General features: G+C 72.1%; 10 protein-coding genes. 6 read left to right on the top strand and 4 right to left on the bottom strand.

The window, feature by feature from the left end; translation table 11 throughout:
- The first annotated feature begins 232 nt into the window (after window positions 1-232).
- From OHB00_RS08510 to OHB00_RS08535, 6 genes are all read left to right on the top strand, one after another.
- Window positions 233-4,510 (top strand): HAMP domain-containing protein, encoded by a 4,278-nt coding sequence (locus tag OHB00_RS08510; RefSeq protein ID WP_406432861.1) that lies wholly within the window; start codon window positions 233-235, stop codon window positions 4,508-4,510.
- Window positions 4,511-4,850: 340 nt separating this feature from the next.
- Window positions 4,851-7,259 carry a SpoIIE family protein phosphatase gene (locus tag OHB00_RS08515; protein ID WP_406445674.1) on the top strand — a complete coding sequence of 803 codons (2,409 nt, stop codon included), beginning with the start codon at window positions 4,851-4,853 and terminating at the stop codon, window positions 7,257-7,259.
- Window positions 7,260-7,303: 44 nt separating this feature from the next.
- Complete coding sequence (locus tag OHB00_RS08520; RefSeq protein ID WP_406432863.1) at window positions 7,304-7,660, top strand: PRC-barrel domain-containing protein; 357 nt, start codon at window positions 7,304-7,306, stop codon at window positions 7,658-7,660.
- 26 nt (window positions 7,661-7,686) lie between these two features.
- A complete protein-coding gene (locus OHB00_RS08525; protein WP_406432865.1) occupies window positions 7,687-7,860 on the top strand; it encodes a hypothetical protein in 174 nt (57 codons plus the stop codon).
- A gap of 61 nt (window positions 7,861-7,921) precedes the next feature.
- Window positions 7,922-8,389: a MarR family winged helix-turn-helix transcriptional regulator gene (locus tag OHB00_RS08530; RefSeq protein ID WP_406432867.1), complete on the top strand. Its 468-nt coding sequence runs from the start codon at window positions 7,922-7,924 to the stop codon at window positions 8,387-8,389.
- Entirely contained in the window at window positions 8,386-10,146 is a 1,761-nt protein-coding gene (locus OHB00_RS08535; RefSeq protein WP_406432869.1) for an MFS transporter, read from the top strand. The genes OHB00_RS08530 and OHB00_RS08535 overlap by 4 nt, the downstream gene beginning before the upstream one ends.
- Here the strand turns inward: OHB00_RS08535 and OHB00_RS08540 are convergent.
- The 4 genes from OHB00_RS08540 to OHB00_RS08555 form a co-directional block, all read right to left on the bottom strand.
- On the bottom strand, window positions 10,124-12,211 hold the full coding sequence (locus OHB00_RS08540; RefSeq protein ID WP_406432871.1) for a xanthine dehydrogenase family protein molybdopterin-binding subunit: 2,088 nt from the start codon (window positions 12,209-12,211) through the stop codon (window positions 10,124-10,126). The genes OHB00_RS08535 and OHB00_RS08540 overlap by 23 nt on opposite strands.
- Before the next feature lie 14 nt (window positions 12,212-12,225).
- Entirely contained in the window at window positions 12,226-13,221 is a 996-nt protein-coding gene (locus tag OHB00_RS08545) for an FAD binding domain-containing protein (protein WP_406432873.1), read from the bottom strand.
- Window positions 13,218-13,748 (bottom strand): (2Fe-2S)-binding protein, encoded by a 531-nt coding sequence (locus OHB00_RS08550; protein WP_406445676.1) that lies wholly within the window; start codon window positions 13,746-13,748, stop codon window positions 13,218-13,220. The genes OHB00_RS08545 and OHB00_RS08550 overlap by 4 nt, the downstream gene beginning before the upstream one ends.
- 130 nt (window positions 13,749-13,878) lie before the next feature.
- Window positions 13,879-16,086 (bottom strand): RICIN domain-containing protein, encoded by a 2,208-nt coding sequence (locus tag OHB00_RS08555; RefSeq protein ID WP_406432875.1) that lies wholly within the window; start codon window positions 16,084-16,086, stop codon window positions 13,879-13,881.
- Window positions 16,087-16,089 lie beyond the last annotated feature (3 nt).

The raw sequence follows: 16,089 nt of genomic DNA on the forward strand, positions 1-16,089 counted from the left end.
GAGTACCCCGGTTCCGCCTTGTCATGCCGCTTGTTTCCGGGGTCATTTGTGCGGGCCAGGGCTTTCCGGCCAGGCTTTTGTTGCCGCACGACAACTGAGTTAGTCTGCGATCGATTTCTCGTCGGTCCGGAGCCGTCGAACGGGCGTCGCCACCTGGTGGTGGGGCTTCACGGCGCCGGCCTGGTCCCGGGTCCTCGGGGTGGGGACCCTGCGAAGTGGAACGAGGGTGGGGATGACCGGCACTGCGATGGACGCCCAGGTGCAGGGCGGCCCGGGTGAGCAGGAGCTCCGGCAACTGCTCGCCGGGCTGACGGCGGTACGCGACGGTGACTTCGGCACCCGCCTGCCGTCCGACGGGTCGGGGCTGCTCGGTGACATCGCCACGGTGTTCAACGGCATGGTCGACCAGTTGTCCGTCTTCACCTCGGAGGTGACCCGGGTCGCCCGCGAGGTGGGCACCGAGGGCACGCTGGGCGGTCAGGCCGAGGTGCCCGGGGTCTCCGGCACCTGGGCGGACCTGACCGAGTCGGTCAACGCCATGGCGGGCAACCTCACCACGCAGGTCCGCGACATCGCCCAGGTGGCGACGGCGGTGGCCAAGGGCGACCTGTCCCAGAAGATCGACGTGCCCGCCCGCGGCGAGATCCTGCAGCTGAAGGAGACCGTCAACACGATGGTCGACCAGCTCTCCGCGTTCGCCGACGAGGTCACCCGCGTCGCCCGCGAGGTCGGCAGCGAAGGGCGCCTCGGCGGCCAGGCGCAGGTGCCCGGGGTCGGCGGTGTCTGGCGCGACCTCACCGATTCGGTCAATTTCATGGCCGGCAACCTCACCTCCCAGGTCCGCAACATCGCCCAGGTGACGACCGCGGTCGCGCAGGGCGACCTCTCCCAGAAGATCACCGTCGACGCCCGCGGCGAGATCCTCGAACTCAAGAACACCATCAACACGATGGTCGACCAGCTCTCCGCGTTCGCCGACGAGGTCACCCGCGTCGCCCGGGAAGTGGGCACCGAGGGGCGCCTCGGCGGCCAGGCCGACGTCAAGGGCGTCAAGGGCACCTGGCGCGACCTCACGGACTCCGTGAACTTCATGGCGGGCAACCTCACCGCGCAGGTCCGCAACGTCGCCCAGGTGGCCACCGCGGTCGCGCAGGGCGACCTCTCCCAGAAGATCACCGTCGACGCCCGCGGCGAGATCCTCGAACTCAAGAACACCATCAACACGATGGTCGGCCAGCTCTCCGCGTTCGCCGACGAGGTCACCCGCGTCGCCCGCGAGGTCGGCACCGAGGGCAATCTCGGCGGGCAGGCCATCGCCCGGGGCGTCTCCGGGACCTGGAAGGACCTCACGGACAACGTCAACGTGATGGCGTCCAACCTGACCGGGCAGGTCCGCTCCATCGCCCAGGTCGCCACGGCCGTGGCGCGCGGCGACCTCTCGCAGAAGATCACCGTGGAGGCCAAGGGCGAGGTCGCCGCGCTGGCGGACGTCATCAACACCATGGTCGACACGCTGTCGGCGTTCGCCGACGAGGTCACCCGGGTGGCGCGCGAGGTGGGCACCGAGGGGCGCCTCGGCGGGCAGGCGCACGTGCCGAACGTGGCCGGCACCTGGAAGGACCTGACGGACAACGTCAACTCGATGGCCAACAACCTCACCGGGCAGGTGCGCAACATCGCCCTGGTGACGACCGCGGTGGCGGGCGGCGATCTGTCGAAGAAGATCGACGTGGACGCCCGGGGCGAGATCCTGGAGCTGAAGACCACCATCAACACGATGGTCGACCAGCTGTCCTCGTTCGCCGCCGAGGTCACCCGCGTCGCCCGCGAGGTCGGCAGCGAGGGCCGGCTCGGCGGCCAGGCCGAGGTGGAGGGCGTCGAGGGCACCTGGAAGCGGCTGACGGAGAACGTCAACGAGCTGGCCGGGAACCTCACCCGGCAGGTCCGCGCGATCGCGGAGGTCGCCAGCGCCGTGGCCGAGGGCGATCTGACCCGCTCGATCACCGTGGAGGCGTCCGGCGAGGTCGCGGAGCTCAAGGACAACATCAACGCCATGGTGGGGTCCCTGCGCGAGACCACCCGGGCCAACCAGGAGCAGGACTGGCTCAAGACCAACCTCGCCCGCATCTCCGGCCTGATGCAGGGCCATCGCGAGCTGCCCGTCGTGGCCGAGCTGATCATGGACGAACTCACCCCGCTGGTGTCGGCCCAGTACGGCGCGTTCTACCTCGCGGAGGACACCGAGCGCGGGCACGAACTGCGGCTGGTGGGCTCGTACGGAGCTCCGGACGACGCGGAGCGGCCGACCCGGATCCCGGTCGGCCGCTCCCTGGTCGGGCAGGCCGCGCGCAACCGGCGTCCCATCGCCGTGGACGAGCTCCCGGAGGGCTACGTCACCATCTCCTCCGGCCTCGGGCAGGCGCTGCCCCGCGCCCTCGCGGTGCTGCCCATCGTGGTCGAGGAGCAGGTCCTGGGCGTCATCGAACTGGCCTCGCTGACCCGTTTCACCCAGATCCACCAGGACTTCCTGGCGCAGCTCATGCCGACCATCGGCGTCAATCTCAACACCATCGTGGCCAACGCCCGCACCGACGAGCTGCTGGAGGAGTCCCAGCGCCTGACCGCCGAACTGCAGTCCCGGTCGGAGGAGTTGCAGGTGCAGCAGGAGGAACTGCAGCGCTCCAACGCGGAGCTGGAGGAGAAGGCGTCCCTGCTGGTCGACCAGAACCGGGACATCGAGGCGAAGAACCTCCAGATCGAGCAGGCCAGGCAGGAGCTGGAGACCCGGGCGCAGCAGCTCGCGCTGGCCTCCAAGTACAAGTCGGAGTTCCTGGCCAACATGAGCCACGAGCTGCGCACACCGCTCAACAGCCTGCTGATCCTCGCCCAGTTGCTGGCGCAGAACCCGTCGCGCAACCTGACGCCCAAGCAGGTCGAGTACGCGGGCATCATCCACTCGGCGGGCTCGGACCTGCTCCAGCTGATCAACGACATCCTCGACCTCTCCAAGGTGGAGGCCGGAAAGATGGACGTCGCTCCGGAGCGGGTCCCGCTGCGCCAGCTGCTGGAGTACGTCGAGGCGACGTTCCGTCCGATGACCTCCCAGAAGAGCCTGGACTTCGCGGTGGCCACCGCCCCGGGAACACCCGCCGACCTGCTCACCGACGACTCCCGGCTGCGGCAGATCCTGCGCAACCTGCTGTCGAACGCGGTGAAGTTCACCGAGCAGGGCGGTGTGCAGCTGCGGATCGAGCCGGCCGCCGACCGCGAGGTGCCGCCGGAGGTCCAGCGCGGCGGTCCCGCGGTGGCCTTCCGGGTCGTCGACACCGGCATCGGCATCCCCCAGCAGCAGCTGGAGACGATCTTCGGCGCGTTCCAGCAGGCCGACGGCACCACCAGCCGCAAGTACGGCGGCACCGGGCTCGGCCTGTCCATCACCCGCGAGATCGCCCATCTGCTCGGCGGTGCCGTCACCGTGGACAGCACGCCCGGTCAGGGCAGCACGTTCACGCTGTATCTGCCCGTCGCTCGCGCCGACTTCGAGGAACTCCTGGAGACCGGGGTCCGGCCGGTGGAGCAGTCCCCTGACGAGGCCGACGGCGAGGAGCCGTCGGCGCCGCGTGCGCTGACCGCGCCGACGGCGGCCGCCGAGCCGCGCAGGCGCCGGCTGCTGGTGATCGAGGAACGGCCGCGGGGGCTGCTCACGCTGGTCGCCGAGCGTGCCGTGGCGGACATCGCGCAGCGCCCCGACGATCCCCACGGGGCGATCGACATCATCACCGCGGTCGGGGCGCAGGAAGCGGCGAGCACCCTGGCGGCGCAGGCCTGCCACTGTGTCGTCCTGGAACTGGGCATGCCCGGCCAGGAGGGCGCGGGCTTCCTTGAGGCCATGCGCGGTGATTCGGCGCTGGCCAGCGTGCCCGTCCTGGTGCACACCGGGCATCGGGTGGACCTCGCCCAGGAGCAGGGACTGCGTGCCCTCGCCGGTGACCGCCCGCTGGACTTCCTTGCCAGCCTGGACGAGCTGCGCGAGCGCATCACGCTGCACCTGTCGGCCGAGCAGCCCGGCGACGTGCTGTCACTGGTGCGCGCCGAGGAGTCGCACCACCCGGCCGCGCAGGTCGTGGACGACGCCTTCCTGGGCCGGACGATCCTGGTGGTCGACGACGACGCCCGCAACCTCTTCGCCCTCAGCGGGGTGCTGGAACTGCACGGCTTCCAGGTCCTGCACGCCGACAACGGCCGCAAGGGCATCGAGATGCTGCTCGCGCACCCGGACATCTGCATGGTCCTGATGGACGTGATGATGCCGGAGATGGACGGCTACGCCGCCACCACGGAGATCCGTGCCATGCCGCAGTACGCCAAGCTGCCCATCATCGCCGTCACCGCGAAGGCCATGCCGGGCGACCAGGAGAAGAGCCTCGCCTCGGGTGCCAACGACTACGTCACCAAACCCGTCGACACGGGCGACCTCATCGGCCGGGTCCGGCGCTGGCTGCCCGAGTGACCACGCGTCACGGCCGCATCCGCCACCAGCCGACCGCGTGACGCCCCGGGCGTCCCAGCCGAGGAACAGACTGACCGTGAGTGATCTCCGTCAACCGCCCGAACCACAGGGCGCGCGCTTCCCGGCGGACGGCCGCCCCACACCGGCCCGGACCGACCCGACGAGCGCCGGACCGGCCGACGACACCGGAGCCGGGGCCACCGCCGCCGACGCCACGGCGGGCCGAGCCTCCACCGCCGACTCCGCCGGGCACCGGGCCGTCCCCTCCGACCCCACCGAGGGCCGGGCCGCCGTCGACACCGCTCCCGGCGCGGCCGTCGCCGCCGGCTCGACCGCCGGCATGCCCGTCCCCGCCGACGGCGGCGGCGCGGCCGAGTCCGGGAAGCCGTCCCCCGTCGGCAGGCTCACCGCGACCGTGGAGCGGCTGCGGCGGGAGGTACAGGCGGCGCAGGCGGAGGCCGACGGACGTGCCCTGATCGAACTGGCGAAGGGCATCCTGGTCGAACGGCTGCGCTGCGGCCCCGCACAGGCCGCTCGGCAGTTGGCCGAGCTGGCCGGACAGGCCGGGGTGACGCCACTCGAATTCGCGGTGGACGTCATCAACCAGGCGGCCCGCGACCGGCTCTCGGAGGTGACCGCGGCTTTCCTCGCGGCCACCGCGGCCGACACCGCCGCCGGGGCCGGGGCCACGGCCGGGGAGCCGGCCGACGGCCGTTCCTCGGCCGTCCGGCTGCGGGAGGCCGAGAGCGGCGTGCTGGCCGCCCACGACACCCAGGCCGTCGCCGACTCCCTGCTGGAACACGCCTTGACGCCGCTGGGTGCGCAGGCGGTGGCCATCTGGGCGCTGGGCTCCGACGGTTCGCTCGCGCTGGCCGGCACCGCGGGATTCTCCGCCGCCGAGGCCGGGCGCTGGCGGCATGTGCCGCCGGGCGTGACGACCGTGGCCCGCCGGGGGCTGGCCGAGCGCGCGGGTCACTGGATCCGCAGCCTGGCCGAGACGGGCATGCCCTCGATCGGCCAGCACCACCACCCGGAGGGCGGCCGGGTCGCCGTACCGGCCGGGACCGGCGGACGGATCCACGGTGTCCTGGAGATCGCCTGGCCCACCCCGCTGGACCCCCCTCCCCCGCCCGTGGTCCGCCAGATCGAGGCGCTGGCCGAGCTGTGCGCCCACACCCTGGAGGCGTACAACCCGCACGCCCCGGACGGTGCCGAGGGGCCGCGTCTCCTGCCCGACGTCACGGAGCTGATGGACCTGGCCGACGGACTCCACGACCCCGCCCTGGTGCTCGTGCCGGTGCTGGACGCCGACGGGGAACTCGCCGACTTCCGGATCCATCACGTGAACGGCCACTTTCTGGACCCGGCCGGCCGCCCCCGGGGCGTCGTCAACGGCGCCCTGCTGCTGGAGACGTACCCGATGGCCGCCGGTCACAGCGAGCTCTTCGAGCGGATAGAGCGGGTCCACGCCACCGGCGAGCCCTACCGCGCCCACCGCATGCGGCTGACCGCCCTGGTCGGCGACGTCCCGCTGGCGGCGGTCGCCGACATCAACATCAGCCGGCACGGGAACTGCGTCCTGCTCGTCTGGCGCATCGAGGACGAGACGGCCCGCCTGGCCAGCCTGCTCCAGCACGCCCAGCGCCTGGGCCGGATCGGCGGCTTCGAGGAGAACCTGCTCACCGGCGAGATCACCTGGAACGGTCAGCTGTACCAGCTCTACGGCAGACCCGCCTCCGCCACCCCGGTGGCACTGGAGGACCTGCCCGCGCATGCCCATCCGGACGACGCCGTGGCCATCGGACGGTTCCTGCGCACCCTGCTGCACCATCGCCGGGCCGCGTCCACCGCGTTCCGCCTCAAGCGGCCCGACGGGGTAACCCGGCACATCCGGGTGGTGGCCGAGCCGGTCCTCGACTCCGACGGCCAGCTGTATGTCGTACGCGGCGCCTACCAGGACATCTCGGCGCATCACTGGACCGAGGTCGCCCTCGCCGCCACCCGCGACCAGCTCGCCCACACCGAGCAGCAGGCCAGCGAACGCAACCGTCTCGCCCTCCAGCTCCAGCACGCCATCATGCCGCCCACGCACACCCCGCTGGCGGTTCCCGGGCTGGATCTCGCCGTGCGCTACCGGCCCGCGGAGACCCAGCATCTGATCGGCGGCGACTGGTACGACGCGGTCCTGCTGCCGTCCCGGCTGGTGCTGCTGTGCGTGGGGGATGTCGCCGGGCACGGCATCGACGCGGCCACCAGCATGGTCGTCCTGCGCAACGCGCTGCGCGGGCTCGCCGTGACCGGCGCCGGCCCGGGGCAGTTGCTGTCCTGGCTCAACATGGTGACGCACCGCCTGACCGGCTCCGTCACCGCCACCGCGGTGTGCGGGCTCTACGACCCGGACCACCGCACCCTGCGCTGGGCCCGGGCCGGCCATCTGCCGCCGGTCCTGGTGCGCGGCGCGGGGGCGGAGCCGCTGCCCCTGGTGCAGGGCATGCTGCTGGGCGCCCTGCCGGAGGCCGCGTTCCAGGAGCACGAGGTGCAACTCGCGGTCGGCGACACCCTGCTGATGTACACGGACGGTCTGATCGAACGCCGTGACCGGTCCGTTGAGGAGTCCCTCGCGCAGTTGCTGAAGGCCGCGCGCGCGGTGCCGCCGGCCCTGGACCAGCAGGTGGACCGCTTGCTGACGCACAGCCGGTCCGACACCGACGACGACACCTGCATCGTGGGCATCCGTGTGACTCCATGACTGCGAGTGGCCGCACCGGGTACCCGCTCGACGGGAGGTGCCCGATGTTCGAAGCAACCGACATCCGAGAGTGGCGCGGTCACGAGGTCGTCGACGCCGCCGGGCACAAGATCGGCGTTCTGGAGTCGGTCTACGTGGACACCACGACCGACAAGCCCCGCTTCGTCACCGTGACGGTCGGGCTGCCCACCCGGCGCCGTCTGGTGTTCGTCCCGCTCGCCGAGGCGACCGTCGGTCCCGCCTATCTGAAGGTCGCGTACCGCAAGGACGTGGTCAAGAAGGTTCCGTCGATCGACACCGACGGCGAGCTGCCCGCCGCCCGGGAGCCCGCGGTCTTCGCGCACTACGAACTCGACTACGTCCCGGGTGCGGGCGGCGCGCGCCGCCTGGCCCGCCGCTGACCCACCGAGTCCGTCCGGGAGAGCCGATGAGTCTGTTCCTGCTCCTGATCCTTGTGGCCGTCGTTCTGGGCATCGTCGGATTCGCCGTCCACGGCCTGTTCTACCTGCTGGTCATCGGCGCCGTCGTGCTCCTGGCCGACCTCGTCCTCGCCGGGGTCCGGCTGCGGCGCGGCGGCCGGCATCACCGCATCGCCCGCTGACCCTCATATTTACTGACGAATGGTTGAGCAGTTCAGACTGATAAACCTAGTGTTAGTACATGTGAAGGCAGACATGACCGCCGACGGCGGCGGTACACGCGACCAGAGCGACGCCACCCGGCTCGCGTCCGATCTACGGCTCGCGGTGGGCCGGTTGACGCGGCGGCTGCGGCAGGCACACGCGGTGGGGGATCTGTCGCTGTCGGGCGTGTCCGTCCTTGCGCGGCTCGCGGGCGAGGGCCCCACCTCCCCCACCTCCCTCGCCGAGCTGGAGCGGGTACGGCCGCAGGCCATGGCCAGCACCCTCGCCCAGCTCGAACAGCGCGGACTGGTCCGCCGCACTCCCGACGCCGCGGACGGGCGGCGGAGCATCGTGGCCGTCACCGAGGAGGGGCGGGCGGTGCTCGCCGAGCGGCGCTCCGAGTCGGTCCAGCGGCTGGCGGCCGTCCTCGACACGTTCTCCGACCAGGAGCGCGCGACGCTCGGGGCGGCCCTGCCGCTCCTCGGCCGGCTGGCGGAGCGGCTGTGAGCGGGCGCGGGTGGTCCGCCGCCCTGAGCTCGGCCCGCCACAAGGACACCCCCGCCGGGCCGGGCTACAAGTGGGTCGCGCTGTCGAACACCACTCTCGGCGTGCTGATCGCCACGATGGACGCGTCGATCGTGATCATCTCGCTGCCCGCGATCTTCCGCGGCATCGGGCTCGATCCGCTCGCGCCGGGCAACATCGGCTATCTGCTCTGGATGATCCTGGGCTATCTGCTGGTCTCCGCCGTGCTGGTCGTCGTGCTCGGGCGGCTCGGTGACATGTTCGGGCGGGTGAAGATCTACAACCTGGGCTTCCTGATCTTCGCGTGCGCCTCGGTCGCACTGTCACTCGACCCGTTCCGGGCGGGGACCGGCGCCCTGTGGCTGATCCTGTGGCGGATCGTGCAGGCCTTCGGCGGGTCCATGCTCACCGCCAACTCGGCCGCCATCCTCACCGACGCCTTCCCGGCCCGGCAGCGCGGCACGGCCCTCGGCATCAACCAGATCACCGCGCTGGCAGGGCAGTTCCTCGGCCTGCTGGCCGGCGGGCTGCTCGCCGCCGTCGACTGGCGTGCCGTGTTCTGGGTGAGCGTCCCGGTGAGCATCACCGGTACGATCTGGTCGTACCTGAGCCTGCGGGAGACCTCGGCGGGCCGCCCCGGCCGGATCGACTGGCTGGGCAACCTCACCTTCGCGGCCGGCGCCGGCATCCTGCTGGCCGGGATCACCTACGGCATCCAGCCCTACGGCGACAGCGCCACCGGCTGGGGGAACCCGTGGGTGCTCACCGGCCTGATCGGTGGCGCCGCCCTGCTGCTGGCCTTCTGTGTCATCGAGACGCGGGTCGCCGAGCCCATGTTCGACCTCGCCCTCTTCAAGAACAGGGCGTTCGCCGCGGGGAACGTGGCCGCCCTGCTGACCGCGATCGCGCGCGGCGGGCTGCAGTTCATGCTCATCATCTGGCTGCAGGGCATCTGGCTGCCGCTGCACGGCTACGACTTCGAGGACACCCCGTTGTGGGCCGGCATCTTCATGCTCCCGCTGACCCTGGGCTTCCTGATCGCGGGACCGGTGTCCGGCTACCTCTCGGACCGGTTCGGCGCCCGGTTCTTCTCCACCGCGGGACTGGTCGTCGTCACCGCGTCCTTCCTGGGGCTGCTCGCGCTGCCCGTGGACTTCGACTACGGGCTGTTCGCGGCCCTGCTGCTGCTCAACGGCCTCGGCCAGGGCATGTTCTCGGCGCCCAACACCTCCTCGATCATGGGCAGCGTGCCGGCCGAGTACCGGGGTGTCGCCTCGGGCATGCGCTCGACCTTCCAGAACTCCGGTACGGCGCTGTCCATCGGCGTCTTCTTCTCCCTGATGGTCTCCGGGCTCGCCTCCTCGCTCCCGGCGACGCTGAAGAACGGCCTCATGGCGCACGGCGTGCCGGCCGCCTCCGCCGCGCACGCCGCGTCGCTGCCGCCCGTCAGCACGCTGTTCGCGACGTTCCTCGGCAACAACCCCATCGAGCACCTGCTCGCCTCCGAGGGCGTCCTGGACCATGTCACCGAGGCCCAGCGGTCCGCCCTGACCGGCCACACCTTCTTCCCGCAGCTGGTCTCCGGTCCCTTCCACCACGGCCTGGCCGTCGTCTTCGGCGTGGCCGCCGGCATGGCCCTGGTCTCCGCCGTGGCCTCGGCCCTGCGCGGCAGCCACCGTCCCCTCGACGAAGGGCGCCGGACGTCCACCGCGACGATCACCGTGCGTTCAGAGCGGTGAGGATCCGGTCCGGGGTCAGCGGCAGGGTGCGGAAGCGGATGCCCGTGGCGTGATGGACGGCGTTGCCGATGGCGGCGGGGGTGCCCACCACGCCGATCTCGCCGATGCCCTTGCTGCCCATGGGGTTCAGGTGCGGGTCGTCCTCGTCGATCCAGTGCGCCTCGATGTCGGGGACGTCGGCGTGCGCGGGGACGTGGTACGACGCCAGGTCGGTCTCCGCGAAGTCGCCGAACGCCGCGTCCACCGTGCTCCCCTCGGTCAGGGCCATGCCCAGGCCCATCGTCATGCCGCCGACGAACTGGGAGCGCGCGGTACGGGGGTTGAGGATGTGCCCGGCCGCGTAGACGCCGAGCAGCCGGCGCACCCGGACCTCTCCGGTGACGGTGTCGACGGCCACCTCGGCGAAGTGGGCGCCGAACGCGTGGCGCGCGTAGGGGCTGTCGGCGTCGGCGCGCCCACTGGTGTCCGCGCGGACACCGATCCCCCGCTCGGGCAGCGGACCGGTGTGGTCGGCCAGCCGGTTCAGCAGCCGGGCGCAGGCCTCGTACACCGCCCAGCCCCAGGAGGCGGTCCCGGAGGAGCCGCCCGCCACCGGTGCCGGGGGCAGGTCGCTGTCGCCGATCTCGGTGCGGACCCGGTCCAGGGGTGCGCCGAGCGCGTCGGCGGCGATCTGGGCGAGCACGGTACGGGCGCCGGTGCCGATGTCGGAGGCGTTCACCCGGATCAGGAAGGTGCCGTCGGGCCGTGCCTCGGCGGCGGCCGTGCACGGGAAGGCCATCACCGGGTAGGTCGCGGCGGCCACCCCGGTGCCGATCAGCAGCGGACCGTCGGCGCGCCGCACCCTGCGGGTCCAGCCGAACCGGTGGGCGCCCTCGCGCAGGCACTCGACGAGGTGCCTGCTGCTGAAGGGCAGGCCGCCGGCCGGCTCCCGGTCGGGTTCGTTGCGGATCCGCAACTCGACCGGGTCCGTGCCGAGTTCGTCGGCCAGCTCGTCCATCGCCGACTCCAGGGCGTACATGCCGGTCGCCTCTCCGGGTGCGCGCATCCACGAGGGGCTGGGCACGTCGAGCGGGACGACATGGTGTACGAAGCACAGGTTGGGGGTGGCGTACATGACTCCGGAGATCGCGCCCGCCGCCTCCACGAACGACCGGACCGGCGAGGTGTGGGTGGTCACGTCGTGCAGGAGGGCGGTGAGCCGGCCGTCCGAGGTCGCGCCGAGCCGCAGCCGGTTGAGGGTGGGGGCGCGGTGGCCGACGACCGTCGGCAGGTGGCGGCGCGGGTAGGCGAGGGTGACCGGCCGGCCGGTGTACCGGGCCGCCATGGCCGCGAGGACCACGTCCGGGCGCGGGGAACCCTTGGACCCGAAGCCGCCGCCGACGTGTTCGGCGCGCACGGTGATCCGGTCGACGGGCACGGCGAACAGCCCGGCGAGCACACCGCGGACGTCGCTGGTGCCCTGGCTGGAGGTGTGCACGGTGAGCCGGCCGCGGTCCCAGTACGCGGTGCTGGCATGGGGTTCCATCGGGTGGTTGTGCAGCGGCGGGGTGCGGTAGGTGACGTCCACGCGGACGGGGGCCGCGGCGAAGGCGGACTCCGGGGCGCCGCGGCGGCAGCGGGCGGCCTGGCCGCCGTTGACCTCCTCGGGCTCGTGGGCGCCGGGGTGCCCCGGGGTGAGGACGGCGTCGTGGTCGACGGTGTCGTAGGTGATGCGGACGGCGGCGGCTCCTGCGCGGGCCGCCTCCGGGGTCTTCGCGACGACCAGGGCGACGCACCAGCCCCGGTGCGGTACGTCGGAGTCCTGGAGCAGGGCGAGGGTGGCGTCCTCGGGTTCGCCGAGGCGGGGGGCGTTCTCGTGGGTGAGGACGGTGAGGACGCCGGGAACCTCGCGGGCCGGGCCGGTGTCGATGCCGGTGATGCGGCCGCGGGCCACGGTGGCGGGGACGGCGCGGGCGTGGACGCGGCCGGGCAGCGGGTGCTCGGCGGCGTAGCGGGCGGTGCCGGTGACCTTCGCGAGCCCTTCCCGGCGCGCGGCCGGGGCGCCGAGGGCGGCGGTGCGGGCCATGGGGACCTCCCGGGTCAGAGCGGGGCGGGGGCGGGGGCGAGCCGGGTCAGCACGTCGAGGGCGAGGTTGCGGGCGAGGGGCACCTTGTAGGCGTTGTCCGGCAGCGGGCGGGCGGCGGCGAGTTCCAGGTCGACGGCGCCGGCGAGGACCGGCGGGGTGGCCGCCTCGCCGAGCAGGGCCGCCTCCGCGACCCGGGCCCGCCAGGGGCGGTGGGCGAGCCCGCCGAAGGCCAGGCCCACCTGGGTGACCAGCCCCTCGGCGACCCGCAGGACGACGGCGGCGGAGGCGAGCGCGAAGGCGTACGACGCCCGGTCGCGGGCCTTGCGGTAGGCGGAGGGCGCGCCGGCCGTGGCGGCGGGCAGCAGCACCCCGGTGATCAGCTCGCCGGGGCGGAGTTCGGTGTCCCGCTCGGGATGGTTCTCGGGCAGCCGGTGGAAGTCGGTCAGGTCCATGGTCCGGGCGCCCTCGGGACCGTACAGCTCGACGCGGGCGTCGAGTGCGGCGAGGGCCACGGCCATGTCGGAGGGGTTGGTGGCGACGCAGTGCGCGGAGTGGCCGAGGACCGCGTGGTCGCGGTGGACGCCCTCCAGGGCGCCGCAGCCGCTGCCCGGCTCCCGTTTGTTGCAGGGCTTGCCGGGGTCCTGGAAGTAGCCGCAGCGGGTGCGCTGGAGGAGGTTGCCGCCGGTGGTGGCGACGTTGCGGAGCTGGCCGGATGCCCCGGCGAGCAGGGCCTGGGACAGTACGGGGTAGCGGTCGCGGACCAGGGGGTGGGCGGCGAGGTCGCTGTTGCGGACGGTGGCACCGATGCGCAGGGCGCCGTCGGGCAGCTCTTCCAGCCGGTCCAGTGGGAGGCGGCTGACGTCGATCAGCGCGGTGGGCCGTTCGACGCCGAGTTTCATGAGGTCGACGAGGTTGGTGCCGCCGGCCAGGTAGTGGGCGCCGGGGCGGGCGGCGAAGGCCTCGACGGCCTCCTCGGGGGTGCGGGCGCGGACGTAGTCGAAGGACCTCACGGGATCACGTCCTCGACCGCCTCGACGATACGGGGGTAGGCCCCGCATCGGCACAGGTTGCCGCTCAGCCGCTCGCGGATCTCGGTCCGGTCCAGCGGGACGGGCCGGCCGGAGGGTGCGGCGGGGTCGGTGACCTGCGAGGGGTGCCCGGCGGCGGCCTCGGCGAGCGCGCCGACGGCGGAGCAGATCTGGCCGGGGGTGCAGTAGCCGCACTGGAAGGCGTCCCGGTCGAGGAAGGCCCGTTGCAGCGGGTGAGGGCCCGCGCCGTCGGCGGCCAGGCCCTCGATCGTGGTGATCTCGCTGCCGTCGAGGGCGACGGCGAGCAGCAGACAGCTGTTCACCCGGCGGCCGTCGGCCAGCACGGTGCAGGCACCGCACTGGCCGTGGTCGCAGCCCTTCTTCGCGCCGGTCAGGTCGAGGTCCTCGCGGAGTACGTCCAGGAGGACCCGCCGGTGGTCGAGGAGCAGGGTGTGGGGTTTGCCGTTGACCCGCAGAGTGGTTTCGGAGCGCTGGATCTCACTGCCCATGGCGTGCCTGACTTCCGGACGGGCCGTGCTGCCGTTGGGTCCGGGTATCCAGGTCACGCCGTCCCACACGTGCCCGCGGCGAGGACCGCGGTGGGTGACCCGGCGTGTCCGCCGGGTCACCCGCGTACCGTCACGGATACGAGGCGAGGTTCGCCACGTTGGCCGACGAGTTCGAGGGTCCTCCGCTGTTGTCGATGACGTGGCTGATGGTGCCGGTGCCGCCGAGGGAGACCGTCACCATGCTGGTGAACCTGACGCCCGGGTCGGCCGGTGCCTCGATGGCGTGATCGGCGACGACGCTCGGATCGGCGCTGAAGTAGCAGTAGCTGCCGAGGCCGTACGCCTGGTGGCTGGTGACCGAGTCGGCGACCTTGTAGGCCGCGTAGCCCTTGGCCGAGCCGTTCATCCACGACGACTGGTTCGGCGGGTCGTACGGCATCTCGTTCTGGTAGAAGTACGTCCGGCCGCCGTTGCCGTTCCAGATGGTCTGGTACTTCTGGAAGTGCTCGACGAACAGCCCGTACATGGTCACGTTGTCGCCGTTGACGACCAGTCCGGTGTCTGCGGTGTTGCTGGTCCAGCCGACTCCGCTGCCGTGGTCGGCGCGCCAGATCCACATGTGGTCGCCGATGACGTTGTCGCTGTTGACGACCAGGCTCGTGGTCGCCTTGCCGACGCCGGCGCCCCCGACGCGGAAGTACACGTCGTGCAGCGAGGTCGGGTCGCTCGCGTGCGAGGCGGACGAGCCGCTGGGGCCGACCTCCACCAGGGTGGAGGAGTTGGTGGTGCCGGCGTCGAAGAGCAGGCCCGCGATGTCGACGCCGTCGACGTCGGCGACCTTCATGGCGGTGATGCCGTTGTCCGGGACGAAGGTGGCGAGCCCGAGGCCGAGGACGACGGTGTCCGCGCGGTTGATCTGCAGGGTCTGGTCGAGGTGGTAGACACCCGGGGTGACCAGGAGGTTCTTGCCCGCCGTCAGGGCCGCGTTGATCTGGGAGGCGGTGGCGCCCGGCTTCACGACGTAGAAGCTGTCCAGCGAGAGTGACGTACCGGCCGCGGAACCCGAACTCCAGCTGGTGCCGCTGGTGTTGGAGCGCGTGGACGGTACGAACACCTGGTAGTCGCCCGAGCCGTCGACGTACAGGAACGGCTTCTCACGGGTCACCGGGCTCTGCGCGACCGTGGTGTCCGGCGGGCTGGGGAAGGTGGTGGACGGCACGCCCGTGCTGCCGACGAAGACCATGTTCCAGTTGGCGCCGGTCCAGCTGCCGAGCTTCGAGTTGCGGGTCAGCCACTGCTGCTGGCTGCCGGAGTCGACCTGCCCGTTGATCTGGCTGTCGGCGATCAGTCCGCCGCTGGACCAGCCGCCGTCGTCCAGGGCGAGGTTGCCGCGCAGGTGCATCCGCCGGTAGGCGGACGCCTGCGAGACCGCCCAGCGGTCGCTGCCGCCGGCCGGGTTGACCGAGAGGTTCTCGGCGCCGCGCCAGAAGTTCTGGGTGGCGTTGCCCTGGAACCAGTCGGCCTCGGCGTGCACCGCGCCGTTGATCGAGACCGCGTCGGGCGACAGGCCCAGGCCGAGGACCTGCGTGTAGAAGCCGACGTTGACGTCCGCGCTGTAGGCGCCGGGCTTGAACAGCACGGCGTAGCGCTGCGAGCCGAACTGGTTGGTCTGCTGCTGCTGGAAGATCGCGTCCAGCTTGCTCTGGATGGTCGAGGCCGACATCGACGGGTCGAAGATGACGACGTTGGACCCGAGGTCGGGGTTGCTCGACTGGGTCACCGGGACGACCTGGAAGCGCTGGGCGTTGGTGCCGTTGCAGGTGTACTGCACGAACTGCACGCTGTCGGCGGTCGAGGCGGAGGGGTCGTCGAGGCACTTGCCACTGTTGCGGTTGACGAAGTGGTAGGCGCCGCCGCCGTCGTCGACGGGCAGCCACTGCTGGTTGGTGCCGCCGCCGTAGGTCCACATCTGGACGGCCGCGTTGTCGGCCGTCGAGACGCCCGTGACGTCCAGGACCTCGTTGGTGTTGTTGGCGTTGTTGATGCGGACGTAGCCGTCGCCGGTGGAGGTGAGACTCCACTGCTGGGCGGTGGTGTTGTTGCAGGTGTACTGCTGGACGACGGTACCGTCGGCGGTGGCCGCCGCCTTGGCGTCCACGCACTTGCCGCTGGCCGCGTCGAGCAGGGTGGTGTTGCCGGTGGGCAGCGTGGCGGCGGACGCGGGGGTGGCGGCGCCGGTCGCGGTCAGCAGGGAGGCGGCGACGACGGCCAGCGTCGCGGCGGCGGTTGATCTGCGGCGCCGGGGAGGGCGAAGCACGGGTTCTCCTCTTCGAAGCATGGG

Origin of the sequence: Streptomyces sp. NBC_00631 (genome assembly GCF_045206895.1) — a bacterium.
Taxonomy (GTDB): Bacteria; Actinomycetota; Actinomycetes; order Streptomycetales; family Streptomycetaceae; genus Streptomyces.